Raw genomic sequence first — 21,918 nt, 5'->3', positions numbered from 1 at the left:
ATCTTGTGCGACCGACTGTAAGAGACAGCGGATGGGGGTTCAATGGAACCAGCTGGTCCTATCGGCAGGACCGGTTGTCTCGACATTTGCGGAGGATGGTGCATGGTGCACATCCCCCGGGTCCCGGGCGGCCCGCCAGGCGCGGGCCGCCTCGGTCAAAGGCTGCCAGCGCCCCTGCTTCCCTCAAGGGCAGTTGCCCACGATGTAGTACCCGGCCGCCGTCTGGGCCAGCGTGCTCGTGTAGAACAGGTTGTCGAGGCCCATGCTCTGGTTGGAGCCGTTCGCATACGCAATGCCGCCCGTATCATGGGCGCGCCCGGCCTGCACGTGCGCATAGTTGCTCGCCGTGGTGGCGGAGCACGTGAATCCGGACTGCGTGGTGGCGTTGATCGACGTCGACTTCGCGCTCTCCCCCAGGCTCGGGTCGACTTCCGTCACGGCGTAGCTGTAGGTCGTGCCGGCGATCAGGCCCGTATCGGTGTAGGTCGTGGTGGTCGAGGAACCCACCTGCGAGCCATTGCGATAGACGTTGTAGCTCGTCGCCCCGGTCACGGCGCCCCAGGAGAGCGAGACGGACGTCGTCGTGGTGCCCGTCACGGCCAGCCCGGTCGGCGGCGTGCCGGACTGCACGGGGCCACTGCCCGCGCGCAGGTTGTTCCGGACCCAGAAGTCCATCACGAAGGCCGGATAGTTGATGTGGGTGGCATCCACGTAGTTCGTGTTGTTGCCGCCCGTGCCCGCCGGCCATGCGTGGGACATGCCCGACACTGTGATCTCGTGCGTGCGCACCTTGCCGTTGCTGTCCGTGTAGGGCACGTTGGTGCCGCCGCCGGCCACCGACACCGGGCTGCCCTGCGTGAACGTTCCGCCGTAGACCTGGCGCATCGCGGCCACATCGAGCGGCCCGTAGGCCTGCGCCACCGTGTAGTCCGACGTGCCCCACACCGCGCCCGCGACCTGCGTCGAGAACTTGCCCACGTTCGATCCCGCCCACGCCTTGCACTTGTTGGCCGCCGTCGTGGCCGTGACACCGGACGGCACGAAGGCAATCTGCGCCGTGGTGGTGCCAGGCGCGGGGCCCGCATTGATGCCCACGCCGGCAAAGATGTCCGGTGCGACGCAACCCAGCACCATCGTCATGCCGCCGCCCGACGACAGGCCCGCGACGTAGACCTGGTTCGGATCGATCTCGTACTGCGCGTTGGAGACGAAGCGGTTGATCGCGTCGAGCAGCACGCCGACATGCCCCGTGGTGCGGCTCGGTGCCGTATTGGCGTAGTCCCAGCAGTGATTGCTGTACACGTTGCCGGTGGCATTGGGCGCCAGAATCACGGCGCCGTACTGGTCGGCGATAGTCTTCCAGTTGAAGCCGCCGCCGCTGGCGCCGTTGATGACATCGCCCGATGCGGTTTGCTGGCACCCGTGCAGCACCAGCACCAGCGCGCGCTTGCCGTTGGGCGTGGTGGGCTGGCTGGACGGCCAGTAGAAATAGCCGGTGAGGCTGCCACCGTTGACGGTATCCGCGGCCCAGGTCTGCTGACCGCTCCACGTGCCGGGCCCGGCCGTCGCCGCATGGGCGGCGAACACCGACAGCATCCCCGACAACAGCGTTGCCAGCGTTCCCAGCCATAGACGTGTTCTGATCGATTGCATGATTCCCAGATCTCCTCGTTGTTGTTGTATGACTACCGGGTACGGCACGGTGCAACCAACGGGACACGCGGACAGCAACGCAGCGGGTATCGTCAGGCAACACCACTGAACACTGCAATTCGGAACGGGGGACGGCTAAGAGGCTGCGAGCTGGCCGTTGCGGGACGACGCGGAGCATCGCATCACGGGATTGGATCGGCCCGCAAACATGAGACGTGATTCATATTTCATCGTAGAAAGCCGGACAGTCGTATGTCAACTAGTGGCTTACCCCTAGCGGCAGAGGCGTCGCGGACCAAGGCGCTCGCTATTCGGAGAACAGCTCGAAGATCAGGCTGCGCAGCCATTGGCTGGCGGGGTCGCGGTGATAGCGCGAATGCCAGAACAGGTTGATCTGGATATCGGGCAGTTCCACGGGATGGCGGATGTACTTCAGGCCGAAGCTCGCGGCGCTGCGCTGCGCGAACTTCTCCGTCACCGTGGCGACCAGATCGGTGCTCTGCACGATATCCGCCAGCGCAACGAAGTGCGGCACCCTCAGCCGGATGTTGCGCTGCACACCACGCTTCGCCAGGATCTCGTCCACCCTGGCATGGCCGGTGCCGGCGGCGGTCACCACCACATGGTCGGCCTGCTCGAAGTCCTTGAGTCGCACCGTGCGTTTGTCCAACGCGTGCCCGGACCGGAACATGCACACATAGCGCTGCCGGAACAGCCGGCGCTGGAAAAACTCGGAAGTCAGTTCGGGAAAGTGCCCCACGGCCAGGTCGATCTTGCCCTGGCTCATTTCCTCCGCCAGGTCGACCGCCGCATTGCGTACGGTGCCCACGGATACCTTCGGCGCGCGCTCGCGCAGCACGCTCATCAGTTTCGGGATGAAGTGCACCTCGCCGATATCGGACATCGCCAGCTGGAACGATCGCGCGCTCGTGAGCGGATCGAACGATACCTTGCGATTGAGCGCCGACTGCAGGGCGTCCAGCGCATAGGCCACCGGCTCCGCCAGTTCCTGCGCAAACGGCGTGGGCAGCATGCCTTTTGCGCTGCGCACAAACAGCTCGTCCCCGAAGGTCCGGCGCAGGCGCGCCAGCGCATTGCTCACCGCCGGCTGGCTGACCTTGAGCGCTTTCGCCGTGCCCGATACCGTTCGCAGCCGCAGCAAATGCTCGAACACCACCAGCAGGTTCAGGTCCACATCCTGCACATCCATCGCTGCCTCTCTCCGCTGTCTGTTTCCGCTTCCTGACGCCGCTATTCGCGGCGCCGTCGCGTGCCTTATCACTGATGTGAATAGCGCTTATAAGCCGGATTCTATTGGCTTATGTCGCTCCGCACACCATGATTCGGCAAAACAACGACAGCCCCACGGAGACGACATGGAAATACTTGTCCAGCCCCTTGGCCAGCGACTCGACGTCCGCCCTGGCGAGAACCTGCTGGCCGCGCTGCAAGCCAGTCAGGTGCCGATCTCGTACAGCTGCCTGTCCGGGCGCTGCGGCACCTGCCGTTGCAAGGTGGTGGAAGGCGATATCCACGAGCACGGCGGCTACGCTTTCCACCACGGCGACCATCAGCCGGAGCGGCACGTGCTGGCCTGCCAGTCGGTGGTCACCGGCCCCTGCGTGATCGAGATCCCCGAGCCGGACGAGGTCGTGATCCATACCGCCAGGATCGTCAAGGCCACGGTCACCGCGATCGAGAACCTGACGCACGACATCCGGATGATCCGCCTGAAGCCATCAAAGCCGCTGGCGTTTTCACCAGGGCAATACGCCACGTTGCAGTTCACGCCCGACCACATCCGTCCGTACTCGATGGCCCGGATCGCCTCCGACAACGAGATGGAATTCCACGTGCGACTGGTGCCCGATGGGCGCGTGACCAGCTACGTCCGCGACGTCCTGAAAGTTGGCGACGCCGTCCGCGTCAGCGGTCCGCTGGGAACGTCCTACCTGCGCACACGCAATGCGGACCCCATTCTCTGCGTGGCCGGCGGCACGGGCCTGGCTCCGGTGTTGTCGATCATCCGTGGCGCCATCGAGGCCGACATGCGCAATCCGATCCATCTCTATTTCGGTGTCCGGTCTCCGCGCGATGCGTATGGACTCGACTGGCTGCGGCAATTGTCAGACCAGTATCCGAACCTGAAGACCGAGGTGGTGGCGAGCCTGCCCGGCGAGCACAACGACATGCACTCCAACATGCGCGCCGAACTGCGCACCGGACTGGTCACCGAAGCCGTCGGCAAGGACTTTGCCGACCTGAGCGGCTGGCGCTCCTATCTGTGCGGCGCGCCGCCGATGGTGGAAGCCGCCACGCGACTGCTGCGGCAGAAAGGCGTCAAGCCGGAACACATCTATGCGGATGCGTTCTACGCATCCGGCACCTGATCCCCCAGGCATTCCAATATCCACAAGGAGACAACCATGCGCACGGACGATACCGGCGACGCCGGGAACATCTGGCCTGCGGACGACATCAGCCGCATGCCGTTCCGGGTCTATACGGACCAGGACCTCTACCGACGCGAGCTGGAGCGCTGCTTCTACACCGCGCACTGGAATTACGTCGGGCTGGAGGCCGAAATCCCGAATCCCGGCGATTTCAAGCGCACGGTCATCGGCGAACGCTCCGTCATCCTGGTGCGCGACCAGGACGGCGACATCAACGTCATCGAGAATGTCTGCGCGCATCGCGGCATGACCTTCTGCCGCGAAAAGTCCGGCAATCGCAAGGACTTCCATTGCCCGTATCACCAGTGGAACTACGACCTGAAGGGAAACCTGCAGGGTGTGCCGTTCCGCCGTGGCGTCAAGCAGGACGGCAAGGTCAACGGCGGCATGCCGGCGGATTTCAAGACGCAGGATCACGGCCTCACGCGGCTCAAGGTGGCCACGCGCGGCGGCGTTGTGTTTGCCTCGTTCGATCATGACGTCGCGCCGCTGGAGGAATTCCTCGGCCCGGAGATCCTCGGCTACTTCGGTCGCCTGTTCAACGGCCGCAAGCTCAAGGTGCTCGGCTACAACAAGCAGCGCATCCCCGGCAACTGGAAGCTGATGCAGGAGAACATCAAGGACCCCTACCACCCCGGCCTGCTGCATACGTGGTTCGTGACGTTCGGCCTATGGCGCGCCGATAACAAGTCCCGGCTGGTGATGGATGCGGAGTATCGGCACGCGGCGATGGTATCCACGCGTGGCCAGGGCGGACGCGGCGACGTCACGTCCGGCGTGTCCAGCTTCAAGGAGCAGATGGCGCTGCAGGACGACCGCCTGCTCGATATCGTCCACGAACCGTGGTGGGGAGAGCCTACGGCGGTCATGATGACCATCTTCCCGAGCGTCATCTTCCAGCAGCAGGTCAATTCGGTCTCCACGCGGCATATCCAGCCCAGCGGGCCGGACGCCTTCGACTTCGTCTGGACCCATTTCGGCTTCGAGGACGACGACGATGCGATGACGCGGCGCCGTCTGCGGCAAGCCAATCTGTTCGGCCCCGCCGGCTTTGTCTCCGCCGACGATGGCGAAGTCATCGAATGCTCGCAGCAAGGTTTTGCCCAGAAGCCGTGGCATCGCGTGATCGCGGAGCTGGGCGGCAAGACGGCGGAGAACACCGACCATATGGTGACCGAGACGCTGATTCGCGGCATGTACGCCTACTGGCGCAAGGTCATGGAGGTCTGACATGGAGCTCTCAACTTGCATCTCTGCTCATTTCTCCGACTACTTCGACCTGCTGTCCCTCAACGCCGACTACGCCAGCGCACTCGACAGCGGCGACTGGGACCGCTGGCCCGATTTCTTCGTCGACGACTGCGTCTACAAGCTGCAGCCACGCGAGAACTACGACCGGGGCTTTCCCCTTGCCACGCTGTCCTTCGAAAGCCAGCGCATGCTGCGCGACCGCGTCTTCGGCATTCGCGAGACGCTGTTCCACGATCCCTACTATCAGCGGCATATCGTCGGCGCGCCGGTGATCCGCCGCATTGAAGACGGTTGCATCCACGCCGAGGCCAACTACGTGGTGCTGCGCACGAAGCCGGACCAGTTGACCGACGTGCTGAACACCGGCCGCTACATCGACGTGGTACGGCGCACGGCGGATGGCCTGCGCTTCCAGTCCCGGCACTGCGTGTTCGACAGCGAAGTGATCCCGAACTCCCTGATCTACCCAATCTGAGGCCAGCGATGAGTGAAACATGGATGGAAGCCACTTCGGTGGACAACGTGCCTGCCGACGACGTGGCGGCATTCGCGGTGCAAGGCAGGGATATCGCCCTGTACAGCGTGGACGGCGAGATCTACGCCACCGACAACATCTGCACGCACGGCCACGCGCGATTGTGCGACGGCTTTCTGGACGGCCACGAGATCGAATGCCCGCTGCATCAGGGCAAGTTCGATGTGCGTAACGGGGCGGCGTTGTGCGCGCCCCTGACCGAGAATATCCGCTCGTATCCGGTCCGGATCGAGGGCGGGAAGGTGTTTGTGGATCTGGGTTAGATACCGGAGGGGGCGGAGGGGGCGGAGGGGGCGGAGGGGGCGGAGGGGGCGGAGGGGCCGGATGGGCCGGTTGCGCCAGACGAGGAGGCCCAGGCCTTCTCGTTGTCCTTGCCCGCGCCGCCGCTCACGATCGGCGTAAGATTCGATGCAGCCGGATGCGGGCGTCTCTGCACCCCTCCGGACCCGGTTTGCAGGCCATATCGCTGGCCCGACGAGCACGAGCAAGTCATCCCCTACGATCCCTCCGCCGACGCCTAGGCTCGCCGTCACGATGCGCCCATTTGCGCCGCGCCGGCGCGGGGCCCGCCTCCTCAAACCCGGCGCATCCGTCACATCCGCGTAGATTCAATAAATTTCACCGACTGATTGCGTATCGTGACGCCAGCAGCGGACGGCGGCGCCTAGACTTTGTCCATCGGCTTCGGCACCGCAACACCTAGCAACCCCAGCGGCGCCAGGCCATCCCGATCGAATCATTCAATCGTTTTGAGGCAAAGACATCATGACCGCTCCCACCACGCAGATCGCCATCGTCTACCACAGCGGCTACGGCCACACCGCCCGGCAAGCCCAGGCCGTCGCCCGCGGCGCAGCCGGTGTGCCCGGCGCGGAAAGCCTGCTGATCAGCGTCGACGAGATCGACCAGCATTGGGACACGCTGGAAGGCGTGGATGCCATCATCTTCGGCGCGCCGACCTACATGGGCAGTGCGTCCGCGCAGTTCAAGGGCTTCATGGATGCCACGTCCCGGAATGTGTTTGCCAAGGGCGGCAAGTGGGCCAACAAGCTGGCGGCGGGCTTTACCAACGCGGCGTCGCGGTCTGGCGACAAGCTCAACACGCTGCAACAGATGTCGATCTTCGCCGCGCAGCACGGCATGCACTGGGTCAACCTGGGCCTGCCTCCCGGACACAACAACTCCCAGTCCACCGAGGACTCCCTGAATCGCCACGGCTTCTTCCTGGGCGCGGCAGCCCAATCGGACGCCGACGTCAGCGCCGAAGTGGCCCCGCCGCCGGCCGACCTGCGCACCGCCGAACACCTGGGCGCACGCGTCGCGCAAGTGGCCCAGCAACTGGCCGCCGGCCGCGAGGCACTGGCCACGCTGAAAAAGGCCGCCTGATCCCCTCACATCCCTCAGATCCCATCTGACCTCCCGCGCCCCAGGCGCCCTCCCGGGCGTCTCGGGCGCGGACTTGCGACGGGCCATCGCCCATCAGAGCACGCTGGCCACCGTCGCGGCGACGAGCGATGCCGTCGCGGCCGCCAGCGGCGCGGCGAATGCATGGCCGGGACGCACCAGCACGCTTGCGGCAATCGGCCCGGCGATCTGTCCGATGCCATAGGCCGCCGTCAGCACCGCCACCAGGTTGTGGCGAACGCGCGGCGCCAGATGCTTCGCCGCCGACATCACGATCGTCACCGTTCCCATGAAGGTCCCACCCACCAGCAGCGCGCTGCCCAGGTACCCTGCCCGCGATGGCAGGAGCACGGGCAGGATCACGCCGAACGCCTGCACCATCAGATTGAACGCCAGCGCACGCTTTGTGCCGACCCGCTTCTGCACGACATGCCACAGATAGCAGGACGGTGCCGCGCAGAGACCGAAGACCGCCCAGACGTGAACGGGATCGACAGATCCGAATGCATCCCGGACGAACAGCGGCAGATAGGTGGCCGTGATGATGTAGCCGAACCCGGCCAGCCCGTAAGCCATGGTGAGCGTCCAGGGCTGAGGCAGGCCGGAGACCTCGCCATGACCCGATCCGGGCGTGGCAACGGGCGATGGCAGGAACCGCCCGAGCACCGGCCACGCGAGAACCATCGGCAGCGCCGCCGCCACCGCAAGCAGTATCCACATTCCCCCACTGGACAGGCCAGCGACATTGCCCCTGGCGATCAATTCGGCCGATACCGTGATGCCCGCGCCCACGCCGGCAAACAGCAATGGCGCGCCGCGAGAGCTGCCCATCACGCCGAAGAGCCACACCGAGGCGGACACCATCGAGAACGCGCTCAGTACGCCCGCCACGAACCGGATGGCGATGATGGCCGACGGCGGCATCGGTATGGCGAGCGCCAGCATCGCAACCACCGTCCCCGCCAGCGCCAGGCGACACAGCTGGGCGGCCCGGGTTTCGGGAACGCGACTGGCGAGCAGCGCGCCAGCCAGATAGCCGGCATAGTTCGCGGATGCCGCCAGCGATCCCGCCGTCACGCTCAGCACGTGGTCGCGGACCATCAGCGGATAGATGGCGGTGAACGCGAACCGGCCGAAACCCATGGCGACCGCCAGCACCAGCGCGGCGGAAACGGTGGCCATCGACAAGCCCGCAGGGACATGGCCGACGGTCGACGCCGGCGCGGTGGATTCTGATCTGGACACGATGCAACTCGCGAAGGAAAGCCTTTAGTCTGCAGAATGGGCTGGAAAGCGCGGCACGACGTATTCGGCCAGTTCTTCCAGCACCTCGCCCGCCGGACGGCTGCCGTACTTCAGGTTGAACAGGACGTGGTTGGCCCCGACGTGCTCGAGAAACTCCAGATGCTTCAACAGCCAGTTCCGGCCGAGCCGATGTCCGCCGTGAATGGGCGTGGGCATTTCATTGGGGTTCTCCACCAGGTCGATATGGTAGGGCTGCGCAAACGGCTTGAATGCGCCCGGCGCGGCCACTTCCACGGCCTGATGCCAGCTCCGGATCAGGTCCGCCTGCACGTCGTAGCGTCGCGGATAGGTGATCCAGCCATCGGCCTCGCTGGCGATCCACTCGATCGACTGCTGGCTGTTGCCGGTCACGATCAGCGGGACCCGCCTGGCCACCGGCTTCGGCACCGGGTCCGCACCGCTCAGCACGCCATAGCTGCCGGCGATCTCGGGAAAACTCTCGCCCCAGGCAGTCTTCAGGTAACCAACCTGCTCGCGGAACAGTTCTCCGCGTTGCTCGCGGGAAACGCCGAACGCGGGGAACTCGACCTCACGGTCTCCCGATGCGATGCCGAGCACGAGGCGCCCATCCGTCAGTCGATCGACACTTGCGGCCGCCTTCGCGGTGTGCAGCGGATGCCTGAGCGGCAGCACGATCGCGGCGGTAAAGAGCGCAATCGATTCGGTGTGCGCGGCCGCGTAGCCGAGCCACGTCCAGGGATCGTAGATCTGTCCGAGATCGCCGAAGCCGGGATCGCGGAGCGGAACGTCGCGCACCCCCAGTGCCGCGAATCCGGCCTGCTCGGCACGCTTCGCCAGCGCAATCTGGTTGCGCATGGTCGGTGCGTCGCCCGCGTATGACTCGATCGCGAACAACACGCCGAGCGTCAGCCGCCCCGGCTTGAACATACGTGAGAAGCCATTGCCCGACTGCGGCTCGAGTGCGGTGGAAGGGGTCAGCATGACGACCCCCAATCGGCCATCGCGCAGGCCAAGGCATTGCCGCGCACGAAGGTGTAGGGGACTTCGTCCAATGCGGCGACGTCCGGTCGCCATGATGCGGGCAGTTCATCGGCCCAGTGGCTGGCAGAGGGATCCGCGCTGATGGAAAGCGTCGGCCCCGAGTGATTTCCGTAGTGGTCCATGATGATCGAGTGACAACGTGAATGGAAACTCGTGCCCCCGGGACTGCAATCTGCTTGCGCTCAAGGGCGGTGCGTTGAACCCATTCTGGTCGGTCGACGCCAGAAGATCATCGTGGTGAGGCGAAATTGATTTGTTCCACCGTGTATAGGGTGGGACTTTCGGCAAGCGCCGGCATGTCTGCGCGCAGGCCCGATCCCGCACCTGCGCGCATCACGCGGCGTGCCGCGCCTGTGGCGACTCAGGCCCGTTTCGCCTGGAACGGAAAGCCGTCGGCGAACTGCGCGCGGAGGTATGTGACGAACTGGCCCACCGCGCGCGGTACGTGGGGGGTGTAAGGGCGCACGAGATAGAGCTGGTCGGCGAAGGCCCCCATGGCGTGCCAGTCCTGCAGGATCGGCACCAGCTTGCCGGACACAATGGCCGCCTGGGCCGTGAAATCGGGCAGGAGCGCGATGCCGAGCCCCGCCAGCGCGGCGTCGCGCAGCGCCTCGCTGTTGTTGGCCGCGAAGGGGCCGGACACCTTGAGGGAAAACCGGTCCTGCCCCGCCTTGCGCGCGCGCCGCTCGAACGACCATGTCGCCTCGCCGCCGAGCCGCGGGTAGTAGAGGCACTCGTGATCGGAGAGATCCGCCGGCGACTGCGGCGTGCCCCGTCGGCGCAGATAGTCGCGCGTGGCCACCACGACCGACCGCGATTCGCACAGCTTGATGGCCACGTGGGTATCCGGCGCACCGGCGCTATGCCGGATCGCCAGATCGAAGCCCTCCGTGGCCAGCGACGCGATGCGGTCCGACAAGTCGATCTCCACGCGGATCTCGGGATTCTCCGCCAGGAACGCCGGCAACTTCTGAATCAGCTGCTGCCGGGCGAAGGCGACGGGCGCCGTCACGCGCACCAGTCCGCGCGCGGCACCGGCCTGGTCGCGGATGGAGGCAAAGCTCAGCGCAATCTCGTCATAGTGCTGCCGCGTGCCCTCCACGAGGCGCAGGCCCGCCTCGGTCAGCCTGACGCTGCGCGTGGTCCTGCTCACCAGCGGAATGCCCGCGATGCGCTCCAACTCCGCAATGCGCTGGCTCATCGCGGCCTTGCTGACGCCCAGGCGCGCTGCCGCCTGTGTATAGCTGCCGTTCTCGGCAAGGACGACGAGCCAGTGAAGGTGCGTCCACAACCCTTCTATTTTTCGCTGATCCATACGGTGATCGTTCACGTATCAAAACAATGAGTTAAATCATACCGCCTTCCGCTCCACACGGTATCTCCCTAGACTGCATCCATTCCTACAGCACAGCAACGGAGGCAAGTCATGAGAAGCTACGAAGACGCGCGCGATGTCGACCACTTCATCCACGGCAAGCGTACGGCGGGTTCCGGCACGCGCAGCCGGCCGGTGTTCAACCCGGCCACCGGCAAGCCGGCACGCCAGCTGCTGCTGGGCAACGTCGCCGATGTCGACACCGCCGTGCGCAGCGCCAGCCAGGCCTTCCCCGCATGGAGCAACACCCCGCCCATTCGCCGCGCGCGGATCATGCTGAAGTTCCTGGAGCTGATGAACCGTCATCGCGACGAACTGGCGGCGATCATCACCGCCGAGCACGGCAAGGTGTTCTCCGACGCGCAGGGCGAAGTGTCTCGCGGCATCGACGTCATCGAGTTTGCCTGCGGCATTCCGCAGTTGCTCAAGGGCGACTACACGGAGCAGGTTTCCACCGGCATGGACAACTGGACCGTGCGTCAGGCGCTGGGCGTCGTGGCCGGCATCACGCCGTTCAACTTCCCGTGCATGGTGCCCTGCTGGATGTTCCCGGTGGCCATCGCCGCCGGCAACACGTTCATCCTGAAGCCCAGCGAGCGCGACCCGTCGGCCTCGCTGCTCATGGCCGAGCTGCTCAAGGAAGCCGGGCTGCCGGACGGCGTATTCAACGTGGTCCAGGGCGACAAGGAAGTGGTCGACGCGCTGCTGCAGCACCCGGAAGTGCGCGCGGTGAGCTTCGTCGGTTCCACGCCGATCGCCCGCTACATCTACGAGACCGGCGCGCACTACGGCAAGCGTGTGCAGGCGCTGGGCGGCGCGAAGAACCACATGGTCGTCATGCCGGATGCGGACATCGACCAGGCGGTGGATGCGCTGGTGGGTGCCGGCTACGGCTCCGCGGGCGAACGCTGCATGGCGATCTCGGTCGCCGTGCTGGTCGGTGATGTCGCGGACAAGATCGTCGACAAACTGGCCGAGCGCGCACGCAACCTCGTGGTCGGCAACGGCATGAACCCGGCATCGGAAATGGGCCCGATTGTCGCGAAGGAAGCACTGGAGCGCATCGAAGGATATATCGGCCTGGGCGTGGAAGAAGGCGCGAAGCTGGTTGTCGATGGACGGAAGTTTGTCGTCGACGGTCACGAGGAAGGCTTCTTTACCGGCGGCACGCTGTTTGACCACGTGACGCCCGAGATGCGCATCTACAAGGAAGAGATCTTCGGGCCGGTGCTGGCGTGCGTGCGCGTGGAGGACTTCAGCGAAGCCGTCGACCTGGTCAACGCGCACGAATTCGGCAACGGGGTCGCGTGCTACACCCGCGATGGCCATATCGCCCGCGAGTTCGGCCGCAGGATTCAGGTCGGCATGGTTGGCATCAATGTGCCGATCCCCGTGCCGATGGCATGGCATGGCTTCGGCGGCTGGAAGAACAGCCTGTTCGGCGATATGCACGCCTACGGCGAAGAGGGCGTCCGCTTCTACACCAAGCAGAAGTCCATCATGCAACGCTGGCCCGAAAGCACGGAAAAGGGTGCGGAATTCGCGATGCCGACCGCCAAGTAATCCTCATCGCGCCGGGCCGCATGGCCCGCGCTGGCATCGGCCAGCCATGCCAGCCGCCAGATCCCTTCGGGGCCTGGCGGCTTGTTGTTTCATGGCGTGGCGCTCTGGCGCGCGCTCTCCTGCCCACTCTTCAGGTTTCACGCGGTGGCGTGGCGTCTGCGGAGCCAGCCAAGGCGTTCAGTCAGCCGGAGCTTCCAGCCGTCGGCCAATCCGGGCACCGCGATCAGGGCCTCCAGATCTTCCAGATCGGGCCGATGGGTGAGTTGCAAGCGCCAGAACGCGTCGATGGAAAACCGGTCCGTCGTCCGGTCCGTCAGTTCGATCACGTCACCGGGTGCGATGACACCTTCGCCCAGCACCCGGTAATACCAGCCGGTGATGCGCTCCTTCGCGACGACCAGGGACATGTCGTCGATATTGAAGCGATGATTGATTTTCCAGCAGGGACTGCGTGGCTGGGATACCTGAACCGTTGCAGTGCCAATCCTGAATACGTCGCCAATATGGACATTCCATTCGGTCAGCCCATCGGTGGAGAGATTTTCGCCAATCGCGCCGGGAATCAATTCCGCCTCGCAATCGGGAAAATGCTGCGCCAGTCTCTTATAACTCTCGGCAGCAAAGTGATGAATGGCTTTCTCGGGGCCGCCGTGAACTCGTCGGTCGACCTGTACGTCCCCGGCGATACCCTGAGCGGACACCGCTACCGGCACATGTGACCGGTTCTTGAATATCCCGCTGCGCTGACCTTCCTCGCCGAGAATGCCAGTGCCTCCGGCAAAAATAGCCGTGACCGTCGATTTCAACTCCACATTTGCCATGAATACTCCGGGGTATATCAGTCACACCGTATCTGAAAAAATGATTGGAAAAACCGGCATGAATCATTGCCGACCTAGTGTACTCCCTGATTTACCATCACCCATGATTATTTATAATCATAAGATCCATCATCAGGTGGAATACTTGGGAAGGGTGAGACATGGAACTGCGTCAGCTACGGATGTTCTGTGCGGTGGCCGAGCAAGGCAGCTTCACCGCAGCCGCCGAGAAGGTGCATTGCGTGCAGTCGAACGTCACGATGCGCGTGAAAGAGCTTGAGTCCGAGCTGAAGCAGCCCTTGTTTATCCGTCATAAAAGCGGCACCACCCTGACCTCCGCCGGCAAGACGTTCCTGGGCTATGCCCAGAAGATCCTCCAACTCACCGATGAGAGCCGGAGCGCACTGCTGGACACCGAGACGCCCACCGGAACCCTGCAATTGGGCTCCATGGAAACCACTGCGGCAGTACGGCTGCCAAAGGTGCTCACGCGATATCGGGAAGAATTTCCCCAGGTCCAACTCTCGCTGACGACGGGCACGACGGTCGAGCTGATCAAGGCCGTTGAAAGCCACCGCATCGATGGCGCCTTTGTCGGTGGGTTCCATCAGAATCCCCTGCTCCATCAGGAGAAAATCATCGACGAGGAACTGGTGCTGGTCAGCAGCAACAAGTACCAGACCTTTGATCGCCTCGCCGACGACATGGCACAGCAGACCATCCTGGTATTCAGGACCGGCTGTTTCTATCGGTCGACGCTGGAGCAATGGCTTTACCATGCGGGCCTGATTCCGGGCCAGATCCTGGAGTTGGGCACCCTTGACGGCATCCTCTCCTGCGTTGCGGCCGGCATGGGCGTCACCATCCTGCCGAAAACCGTGGTGGAAAACCTGAGCGCCCAGGCATTGATCAGCTGCCACAAGCTGCCTCCCGAATTCGCGAACGTTGCCACCGTTTTTGTCCGAAGAAAGGACGCCTTCGAGACGTCCGCGCTGCGGGCCCTCGTCGGCATGGCGCATGCGCAGTTCATGACCGGCGCGGGCACTGCCGGCTAACGCACCAGACAAAAACGCCCCGGTATCCGGGGCGTGCATCCGAAATACGGTTCGATGTCCGGTCCCGCGTGAAATGCCCGGGGACCGGAAATCGTCAGGACAATACCGTTTCGGCTTCCTCGCGGCGGGCCGGCAACCAGGGCGTGAAACCCTCGGCGAGTTCCGCCACCCGCTCACGTGCCGGAACGACACTGTCGATCTTGCCGACACCCTGCCCGGCATAGAGGGACAGCTTTTCCGCCATTTCCGGTTTATCGATGACCCGGGCGCCACCACCGACAAATCGAATCAGATTCCACTTTCGCCGATTCGGGATGACCCGGTGCGGCGTGCCGAATTTCCAGCCGAAGGAGTAACCCGTTCGATATTCGGTATCGTCGGTCGTCGCCTCGACAATCTTCTTCTTGTAGAGGTCGTGCGCCAGCGATTCGTCGCTGGCAACGAATGCGGTGCCGACCCACACACCGGAAGCACCGACCTCGACCGCCGCACGCACATCGGCCCTGTTGGTAATGCCTCCCGCGGCCAGCACCGGGCGCCCCCGGGACACAGCAACCAGTGCGGGCACCAGCGATAACACGCCGATGGTTCCTTGATTCAGGTGTCCGCCCCCTTCCGCGCCCTGGGCGACGATCATGTCGGCGCCCTGTTCGATGGCCTCCCTGGCGAGCTTGACCGAGCCAACTTGCACGACCACGACAATTCCCGCGTCTTTCGCCCGGGGAATCATCTCCTTGAAATCGCCATAAAACAGCGAGACGACTTTGGGCTTCTCTTCCAGGATGACGCGGAACTGGGCCTCGAATACCTCCGGGCCGCCAAACGACGGGACGATATTCACGCCAAACGGCTTGTCCGTCAGTTCCCGAGTTTCGCGAATCCACCTGCGCAATGCCAGCGGCGGCAGGCGCAGCCCGCCAAGGTGTCCCAACCCACCAGCCTCGGAAACGGCCGCGGTAAGCCGCGGACCGGATATTCCTGCCATGCCCGCCTGAAAGACAGGATATTGAATTCCACACAGCTCGGTCGCGAGGTTTCTAGGCATCGTCAGTTGTCTCTCGTGTTTCATGGCATCAAAGCTCCACCCGTTTGCCCAGCATGCGCCGCACCGTATCGTTCTTCAGCACAAAATGGTGTTTGACGGCGCCAAAGATATGCAGCGCCAGCCCGGCCATAAATGCATACGCGCCGATCTTGTGAAGCAGCCGCGCGACTTGTTCAACCTCCACGTTGGGGCGGATCAGCGCGGGGAGCACGATGCCGCCGGGCAGCGTGATCGCCTTGCCCGCAGCCGACATCATCAGCCAGCCGTCCAATGGCAACAGCACGGGCGCAAGCGCCAGTCCGACGGCCACCGAGCGACTGACCATCACCTCGATGGGATTGGGCGACCCGATCGGCAGCGGATGATAGGACGACAAGCGGGCCCACAGACGGTAGGTCGAGATAATGAAAATGACCACGCCCGCAATGCTGTGGAGGTAGACCATGCCGGCCTTGCCGCCTGCGTCTCCATAAGTGGCGGAAAGCCCGGACCAGATCATCCATGCTGCAAGGCCTGCCACGATCCAATGAATCAAAATGGTGATGGGAGAAAATCCCAACCCGGTATCACGAAGTTTCATGGTGACTCCTCGTATTCGACGGATGCGCTTAATGGGAGACGGCCTGTGCGGCGCCGATACCAGTCTGAGCACGGACGAACTGATCGCCGAAATCGTTGCGCTCCTGATTGGCCCGACTGCTGCGATCCGTGATCGAACCCAGCCACGTCACCACTAGCGCCACATTCATCGAGATGATCGCGGGGTAATCGAGCGGGAAGATCGCACTCTGGTGGCCCAGAACCTTCACCCAGACCGCCGGCGAGAGAATCACGAGCGTGACCGAACACACCAGCCCTGTCACACCACCGAGGATCGCTCCGCGTGTCGTGAGCCCCTTCCAGTAAATGGAGAGCACCAGAATCGGAAAATTGACGGATGCCGCCACGCCGAACGTCAACGCCACAAGGAAGGCGATATTCTGGTCCTTGAACACCATGCCAAGAACCACCGCGACGATGCCGATGCAGACGGAAGCGATACGCGATACACGCATTTCCTGCGCTGGCGTCGCGCGGCCTTTCCGGATGACATGCGCATACAAGTCGTGTGAAATGGCGGAGGTGCCGGCCATCGTCAATCCCGCGACGACCGCCAGAATCGTGGCGAAGGCGACGGCGGACAGGAAGCCGAGGAAGATATCGCCACCCAGGGCTTTCGCAAGGTGCATCACAGGCATGTTGCTACCACCGATCAGCTTGCCGCCAATAAGCCCGCCTTCGAAAAAGGCGGGGTCCTGACCGACGATCACGATGGCCGACAAACCCAGAATGGCCACCACCACGAAGAAGAAGCCGATAAACCCGGTGGCGACGAACACCGATTTACGGGCTTCCTGCGCATTGGGGACCGTAAAGAAGCGCATCAGAATATGCGGCAGGCCGGCAGTGCCAAACACGAGTCCCATGGCGAGTGAAAACATCGAGACCGGATCGGCGGCAAGCGGCCCGGGTGCCATGATCTTCAAGCCATTCTTGTGGGCGCTCGCGGCCTTGCCGGCCAGCGTGTCGAATGAAAAACCAAACTTGGCGAGCGCGAGGCATGCCAGCAACGTTCCGCCGACCAGCAGCAATGCGGCCTTGATAATCTGCACCCATGTCGTGGCGACCATGCCGCCGAAGGTGACGTAGACAATCATCAGCAGACCGACGCAGATCACCGCGTAGTTGTAGTCCAGGCCAAACAGCAGTTGAATCAGTTGCCCGGCCCCGACCATCTGCACCACCAGATAGAAGCAGACGACCGTCAGCGAGCCGAATGCCATCATCGTGCGGACCTTGTCCTGGTCCAACCGGTAAGCGGCGATATCGGAGATCGTGATCCGTCCGAGGTTGCGAATCTTTTCCGCGAACAGAAACAGGAGCAGGGGCCAGGCGACGAAAAAGCTGATCGAGTAAATGAAGCCGTCGTAGCCGCTGTAGTAAATCATGCTGGTGACCCCCAGCAAGGCCGCGGCGGACATGTAGTCGCCAGCCAGCGCAAGGCCATTCTGGAAACCGGAAATGCCGCCGCCGCAGTTGTAGAAGGCGTCAAGCGACTTGGTTTTCGATGCCGCCCAGTAGGTGACCCCGAGCGTGGCCACCACGAACACCAGAAACATCGCGATCGCGATAACGTTAATGGGCTGCGTCTGGGCAGTTGCCGAAAGTGCCGGCGCGGCATGGACGGCAGAAGCGGATGCTGAAAGCATCGCGGAAATCGAGAGCGTGGCCAGAAACCTCATTTCTTCAACTCCAGAACAATGGCATCGAGGCGTTGCGTGAATTCTCCGTTCGAGCGAAGCACGTACCAGCCAGTCAGCAGCCACGACACGAAAATCAGTGCGAGACCAATCGGCCAGCCAATCGTGATATGGCTGGCTTCGGAGATCCGCATGACCAGCACATGCGGCGTCAAGGCGGCAACCAGAATGAAGGCGCAATACGGCACCACGATCGCCAGGGAGAGCAGCGCCGTGAATTGCTTTCTGCGCTTCACGAACTCACAAAACGACGGGTTATGTTGAACAGCGGAATAAGAAGCGGGTCCCTGCATGTCTCCTCCTTTTTGTAGGTCTGATACGCCGGGTGCCGGGCTGGGTGCTGACGTAGCCAGCTTGCTGCCAGGACCATTCACGGCGCGATTACATCCGGATCTCCAACCTGTTGTGGATGGCATTCGCCGCAGGTCGTCTTGCTGCATCGGGCTCGCGGAAAGTGGGAACCGTTGAGCCCGTCAATCTCACCTCCGTGACTGGACGATAGGTGGGCACAGAAATCATGTACAACGATAATTAGTGATGCCATGCATCACTGTTGATGATTCGTCGGACGCGTGCGGGCGTGTGGAATCGCCACCCGTTCACTGTGAAAAGGCGGTCTCATCCGGGGTAGCAAGGGAATTTGCCAGTGTATTTGCCGCCACTGGCCCGGCGGGATTCGTGGGCGGCGCTTGCCAGACTCTGGCGGCGCGTCAGGGCAAACCCCGACGGCCGCCAAATATGGTCGTGTGACGTTATGGGCGCCGGACGATCAAGATCGACCGCTGCTGGTCTCGCCCTCGATCCGGCTCGATACGCTGAGATTGCCCGCTGGGTGCTCATGCAACACCACATTGATGATCTTGGGGTCCGAGCCGATCGCCTCGTGGGTGATCTGCACGATATCCCTGATCAGCTTGTGACGCCGCTCCGTGGTCAGGCCGGCGGAAATGTGGCACTCGATGAAAGGCATGGTTGTCTCCTTGTTTATTTCTGATGTGACTTACTTGAGCCGGCTGAGGAGTTCCTTGTCGCCGGCGCCCCCGTCGACATAATCCGGAAGATGCTCGCCGTGCTCCACGAAGTTGATGCCGCGCCCTTCCCGAATGACAAAGAAAATGTCATTGCGCGTTTCACCGGTCGCCTCACTGACCACCCGGATCAAGCCGGCAGCGAGTTTCCGTTTCTGTTCATCGGTCCTGCCAAAACGCATGTCACATGAAATCAAGGCCATGTTTATCTCCTGAGTGAATTGCCATTTACTGAATTCCCGCGTGGCGAGCTGGATATGTCGCCCGCGGATGAACCGCTGTCATGAGCGCCATTAGCTCGGCGACCGAGTGTTGCTCCAGGTCTTCGACCATCTCGATAATCCGATGTCGAAGCTGGCTATCGGCGTACGGCTCGCTGAGCCAGTGGAATTTCTCCACCGTCCGGTCCCATGTGAGCGGGTTTTCCAGGCCGCCCTCGAACCCGACGTGTTCCTTCGAGAATTCGCGCCCGTCCTTGCAGCGGATCGTGACGCGCGTATTCAATGCGTGGGGATATTGCGCGGTGAACACGCTGTCCGGTCGGATCACGACCCGCCGGAGCAACGATTGCGCATCGGCCGCCTGAACACGCTCCGGTTCCAGCTGTGCGGGGCCCACCTGGTTATCAAGCAATGCGGCGGCGATCAGGTATTTGAGGTTGTAGTCGGCCTGTTCCTTGGTCTGCGGATGGTCTTTGGCACCAAAACCGCCGCCGCCCGCGATATCGAATCCGGTCTGGAAGATGTCGCATGTCACGGCTTCGATGTCATCGCCGGTCAGGCCATGTCGCCGCTTGAGATCCAGCGTGACTTCCAGTACCGGCTGGCCGTGAATCAGCGAGCAATATTTCTTCATGACGGTCTGGTGGATCACGCCGAGCGTCGCATCATCCCAGTCGACATCGATGGGCTGGTCGAACATCCGAACCAGGCCATTGGGGCCTTCAAACAGCCGCATGGGCCCGGTGAATCCCCGTTTGGCCAGCGATGCCGAATAGACGGCCCGCATCCCCGTCATCCCCCGGGGAGAAACCCTTCCATTGCGATACGGGCTCGGAATGCACACAGGTCAGGGAAATGTTGTCGACGGTCGCGATGGCGATGGCATTGGCGATTTGCCCCGCGCCGAGGCCCAGCAGCTTGCCGGAGCCGGCCGCCGCGGAAATCGCCAGCTGGATGGCGTGATTGAAGCCCTTGGCCATGACCGGGACGATGGCCGTGATCCGGCACTGGATTTCGTAGGCCACCGCGAGCGCCAGCATGAAGGCCTCGCCACTCGCCGAGGCATGCTCCGCCGCGGCCAGCACGGCGCCGAAGTTATCGCTCGGATGGCAAAGCCCGCCCGGCGACATATAGCTGTCCAGCAAATCCACATAGCGCACCAGCCCGGCGTTGTAGAGCGCCGCCTGATCCGGCGAAGTGGTCCCGCCGCCGATCAGCGAGCAAGTCCCCGCCGACCGGTACTCGTCAAACTGTGCGCGCAACGCCTGGAACGGCGGCCCCGGCAGCGCGGCGATGGCACAACCCAGGCTGTCCAGGATATTGCGCTTGAAGAGCCGTCTTGCCTCGGGCGTCAGATCGTCCGGGCTGGCATCGTACGCAAACCGGGCGATGCGCTGGACGGTTGTAGCTGAACTCATTTCTCAAGTCCCCTCTTGATCGATTCACCTCTGCCACCGCCAGGAAGCGGCGCGTTCCCGCGGTCGAGGCTGCCTTAACGGTGGCAGACGCCGACCCGGATCCCAAACGAATTGATGGCATAGGGCTATCTGGCAGGGAGATGGCGCGCCCCCGACAACAGCACTTCTGGCAGCGGGGGACTTGTTCTCGCCACGCAAAAGTGTTTGTCCGACCTGGGTATTAGAAATTGAAGCCGATGCGCCTAAATTAGGACTCATCGGGGCCGACTGGCCCGATCGGCATCCCGCCGAAACCCATTACCCCTGGAGGTTTGCAATGAGTGCAGCACAGAAAGTCGTCGTTGTTACGGGCGCATCGCAAGGCATCGGCGCTGAGATCGTCAGCGCTTTCCTGAAGCGCAACTATCGTGTCGTGGCCACCGCACGCAGCATCAAGCCGTCGGACAATCCGAACCTGCTGACGGTAGCCGGGGATCTTGCCGATCCCGCGACGGCGCGCCGCGTCATCGCTGAAGCCGTGGCCAAGTTCGGCCGCGTCGACACGCTCGTCAACAACGCCGGCATCTTCGTGGCCAAGCCGTTCACCAGCTACACGGCCGAAGACTACGCGGCGGTAACGGGCATCAACCTGTCGGGCTTCTTCCATATCACGCAACTTGCCATCGCCGAGATGGAGAAGAACAAGAGCGGCCACGTGGTCAGCATCACCACCAGCCTGGTCGATCACGCCATCAGCGGCGTGCCGTCGGTGCTCGCGTCGCTCACCAAGGGTGGCCTGAACGCCGCCACCAAGTCGCTGGCGATCGAGTATGCCAAGACCGGCATCCGCGCCAACGCCGTATCTCCCGGCATCATCAAGTCTCCGATGCACGCGCCGGAAACGCACGAGGCATTGGGCGCCCTGCACCCGGTCGGCCACATGGGCGAGATGAGCGATATCGTCGACGCGGTCCTGTATCTGGATTCCGCGCCCTTCGTGACCGGAGAAATCCTGCACGTCGACGGCGGCCAAAGCGCCGGTCACTGATAGAGCTCGCTTCAAAAAGATCCTGGCGTCGTTGCGCGGCCTGGCCGTACCACTTGTACTGTCTGCGGCCGCGCGCCTAGCCAGGACCGCTTCGCTTCATTTTGAAGCAAGCTCCTACCCAATGCCCCTGCCCAGTCTCCCGGCAGAGCGAGCACATCATGCAGATGCGCGTGATGTGCGGGTAGGCTGGCGCCAATTCTCTGGCACCCAACTGCCCGGCGCCGACGATTTGTGGCGATAGGAGGTATCTGGAAACCAGATACCAGCGCGTGGGCGGACGTCGCCCTGCAAGCGCTTCATGGTTGCCAACTTGCCGCGAAAAGCGCCGGATTACCGGCGTTCTCCCGCGTATGGCGCCGAGAACGCGTGAGGGATGCGGTGTTGGGTATCTGGCTCAACGATGCCCGCACGCGCACATTGCCGGTGAATCGCCGACAGGTGCCCACAGCAGACACGCAAACG

22 protein-coding genes are annotated in these 21,918 nt (G+C 63.2%); 8 read left to right on the top strand and 14 right to left on the bottom strand.

The window, feature by feature from the left end; genetic code table 11:
* Positions 1-183: 183 nt before the first annotated feature.
* On the bottom strand, positions 184-1,596 hold the full coding sequence (locus BLR29_RS11330) for an extracellular catalytic domain type 1 short-chain-length polyhydroxyalkanoate depolymerase (protein ID WP_255371214.1): 1,413 nt from the start codon (positions 1,594-1,596) through the stop codon (positions 184-186).
* Between the two features lie 364 nt (positions 1,597-1,960).
* Positions 1,961-2,863, bottom strand: a complete 903-nt coding sequence (locus BLR29_RS11325) for a LysR family transcriptional regulator (protein WP_092137061.1) — start codon at positions 2,861-2,863, stop codon at positions 1,961-1,963.
* 166 nt (positions 2,864-3,029) lie between these two features.
* Here BLR29_RS11325 and BLR29_RS11320 point away from each other — a divergent pair, with 166 nt between their 5' ends.
* The 5 genes from BLR29_RS11320 (at position 3,030) to BLR29_RS11295 (ending at position 7,278) form a co-directional block, all read left to right on the top strand.
* Positions 3,030-4,043, top strand: coding sequence for a 2Fe-2S iron-sulfur cluster-binding protein (locus tag BLR29_RS11320; protein ID WP_092137060.1), 1,014 nt, complete (start codon positions 3,030-3,032; stop codon positions 4,041-4,043).
* Between the two features lie 36 nt (positions 4,044-4,079).
* Positions 4,080-5,336 (top strand): aromatic ring-hydroxylating dioxygenase subunit alpha, encoded by a 1,257-nt coding sequence (locus BLR29_RS11315; protein WP_092137059.1) that lies wholly within the window; start codon positions 4,080-4,082, stop codon positions 5,334-5,336.
* A gap of 1 nt (position 5,337) precedes the next feature.
* On the top strand, positions 5,338-5,832 hold the full coding sequence (locus BLR29_RS11310) for an aromatic-ring-hydroxylating dioxygenase subunit beta (protein ID WP_092137058.1): 495 nt from the start codon (positions 5,338-5,340) through the stop codon (positions 5,830-5,832).
* 8 nt (positions 5,833-5,840) lie between these two features.
* Positions 5,841-6,155: a non-heme iron oxygenase ferredoxin subunit gene (locus BLR29_RS11305; protein ID WP_092137057.1), complete on the top strand. Its 315-nt coding sequence runs from the start codon at positions 5,841-5,843 to the stop codon at positions 6,153-6,155.
* Between the two features lie 502 nt (positions 6,156-6,657).
* Positions 6,658-7,278, top strand: coding sequence for a flavodoxin family protein (locus BLR29_RS11295; RefSeq protein WP_092137055.1), 621 nt, complete (start codon positions 6,658-6,660; stop codon positions 7,276-7,278).
* Between the two features lie 93 nt (positions 7,279-7,371).
* Here BLR29_RS11295 and BLR29_RS11290 read toward each other — a convergent pair whose 3' ends face one another.
* The 3 genes from BLR29_RS11290 to BLR29_RS11280 all read right to left on the bottom strand — a co-directional run bounded on the left by BLR29_RS11290 (position 7,372) and on the right by BLR29_RS11280 (position 10,918).
* Positions 7,372-8,541 (bottom strand): YbfB/YjiJ family MFS transporter, encoded by a 1,170-nt coding sequence (locus BLR29_RS11290; RefSeq protein WP_255371184.1) that lies wholly within the window; start codon positions 8,539-8,541, stop codon positions 7,372-7,374.
* 24 nt (positions 8,542-8,565) lie between these two features.
* Positions 8,566-9,543: an LLM class oxidoreductase gene (locus tag BLR29_RS11285; protein ID WP_092137053.1), complete on the bottom strand. Its 978-nt coding sequence runs from the start codon at positions 9,541-9,543 to the stop codon at positions 8,566-8,568.
* A 421-nt stretch (positions 9,544-9,964) separates the two neighbouring features.
* Positions 9,965-10,918 (bottom strand): LysR family transcriptional regulator, encoded by a 954-nt coding sequence (locus tag BLR29_RS11280; protein ID WP_092137052.1) that lies wholly within the window; start codon positions 10,916-10,918, stop codon positions 9,965-9,967.
* A 111-nt stretch (positions 10,919-11,029) separates the two neighbouring features.
* Between BLR29_RS11280 and BLR29_RS11275 the strand changes: the two genes are divergently transcribed.
* Positions 11,030-12,541 carry a CoA-acylating methylmalonate-semialdehyde dehydrogenase gene (locus tag BLR29_RS11275; protein ID WP_092137051.1) on the top strand — a complete coding sequence of 504 codons (1,512 nt, stop codon included), beginning with the start codon at positions 11,030-11,032 and terminating at the stop codon, positions 12,539-12,541.
* A gap of 137 nt (positions 12,542-12,678) precedes the next feature.
* Here BLR29_RS11275 and BLR29_RS11270 read toward each other — a convergent pair whose 3' ends face one another.
* The gene (locus BLR29_RS11270; protein WP_092137050.1) at positions 12,679-13,362 is read right to left on the bottom strand and encodes an MOSC domain-containing protein; all 684 of its coding nucleotides are present in this window, start codon (positions 13,360-13,362) and stop codon (positions 12,679-12,681) included.
* 161 nt (positions 13,363-13,523) lie between these two features.
* Between BLR29_RS11270 and BLR29_RS11265 the strand changes: the two genes are divergently transcribed.
* Positions 13,524-14,417: a LysR family transcriptional regulator gene (locus BLR29_RS11265; RefSeq protein WP_092137049.1), complete on the top strand. Its 894-nt coding sequence runs from the start codon at positions 13,524-13,526 to the stop codon at positions 14,415-14,417.
* Positions 14,418-14,511: 94 nt separating this feature from the next.
* On the opposite strand, the gene BLR29_RS11260 is transcribed toward BLR29_RS11265, so the two are convergent.
* The 8 genes from BLR29_RS11260 to BLR29_RS32810 all read right to left on the bottom strand — a co-directional run bounded on the left by BLR29_RS11260 (position 14,512) and on the right by BLR29_RS32810 (position 20,429).
* Positions 14,512-15,486, bottom strand: coding sequence for an NAD(P)H-dependent flavin oxidoreductase (locus tag BLR29_RS11260; RefSeq protein WP_092137048.1), 975 nt, complete (start codon positions 15,484-15,486; stop codon positions 14,512-14,514).
* Between the two features lie 4 nt (positions 15,487-15,490).
* On the bottom strand, positions 15,491-16,042 hold the full coding sequence (locus BLR29_RS11255) for a cytochrome b (RefSeq protein ID WP_092137047.1): 552 nt from the start codon (positions 16,040-16,042) through the stop codon (positions 15,491-15,493).
* Positions 16,043-16,070: 28 nt separating this feature from the next.
* On the bottom strand, positions 16,071-17,744 hold the full coding sequence (gene actP / locus BLR29_RS11250; protein WP_092137046.1) for a cation/acetate symporter ActP: 1,674 nt from the start codon (positions 17,742-17,744) through the stop codon (positions 16,071-16,073).
* Positions 17,741-18,055 (bottom strand): DUF485 domain-containing protein, encoded by a 315-nt coding sequence (locus tag BLR29_RS11245; protein WP_092137045.1) that lies wholly within the window; start codon positions 18,053-18,055, stop codon positions 17,741-17,743. Before BLR29_RS11245 ends, actP begins: the two co-directional genes overlap by 4 nt.
* Positions 18,056-18,531: 476 nt before the next feature.
* Positions 18,532-18,732, bottom strand: coding sequence for a tautomerase family protein (locus BLR29_RS11240; RefSeq protein WP_092137044.1), 201 nt, complete (start codon positions 18,730-18,732; stop codon positions 18,532-18,534).
* A gap of 30 nt (positions 18,733-18,762) precedes the next feature.
* Entirely contained in the window at positions 18,763-18,993 is a 231-nt protein-coding gene (locus BLR29_RS11235; RefSeq protein WP_092137043.1) for a tautomerase family protein, read from the bottom strand.
* A gap of 25 nt (positions 18,994-19,018) precedes the next feature.
* Positions 19,019-19,747 (bottom strand): MmgE/PrpD family protein, encoded by a 729-nt coding sequence (locus BLR29_RS32815; RefSeq protein ID WP_255371183.1) that lies wholly within the window; start codon positions 19,745-19,747, stop codon positions 19,019-19,021.
* Positions 19,734-20,429: an MmgE/PrpD family protein gene (locus BLR29_RS32810; RefSeq protein WP_255371182.1), complete on the bottom strand. Its 696-nt coding sequence runs from the start codon at positions 20,427-20,429 to the stop codon at positions 19,734-19,736. The genes BLR29_RS32815 and BLR29_RS32810 overlap by 14 nt, the downstream gene beginning before the upstream one ends.
* Positions 20,430-20,745: 316 nt before the next feature.
* Here BLR29_RS32810 and BLR29_RS11225 point away from each other — a divergent pair, with 316 nt between their 5' ends.
* Entirely contained in the window at positions 20,746-21,456 is a 711-nt protein-coding gene (locus BLR29_RS11225) for an SDR family NAD(P)-dependent oxidoreductase (protein WP_092137042.1), read from the top strand.
* Positions 21,457-21,918 lie beyond the last annotated feature (462 nt).

Origin of the sequence: Cupriavidus sp. YR651 (assembly GCF_900101625.1) — a bacterium.
GTDB lineage: Bacteria > Pseudomonadota > Gammaproteobacteria > Burkholderiales > Burkholderiaceae > Cupriavidus.
Note: the sequence above shows the minus strand (reverse complement) of the source record. Positions and strands in the feature narration are given on the sequence as shown.